The sequence below is a fragment of the Bacillus sp. CR71 genome, assembly GCF_003429245.1.
In the GTDB taxonomy this organism is placed as follows: domain Bacteria; phylum Bacillota; class Bacilli; order Bacillales; family Bacillaceae_G; genus Bacillus_A; species Bacillus_A thuringiensis_S.
Genome location: NZ_CP031748.1, coordinates 5,415,582 through 5,415,786 on the forward strand (window position 1 = coordinate 5,415,582; position 205 = coordinate 5,415,786).

Genomic DNA, 205 nt, shown 5'->3' on the forward strand with positions numbered 1-205 from the left:
GCTTGCTCATGCGTTAATTTTCCAGATTTCTTTTGCTCTAAAATCGACTTCGCTTTTGCTTTCGCCTGATCATCTAAGTTAGCAAACATGTCTCCATGTTTACCTTTCTCCGGCATTTTCACGCCTAGCTTTGTTAATTCCTCTTTTGCTTGCTCATGCGTTAATTTTCCAGATTTCTTTTGCTCTAAAATCGACTTCGCTTTTG

At 39.0% G+C, this 205-nt stretch carries 1 pseudogene; it reads right to left on the bottom strand.

The window, feature by feature from the left end:
- Nucleotides 1-205 (bottom strand): annotated as a pseudogene (locus DOS87_RS27505) (hypothetical protein); the annotation flags it as partial.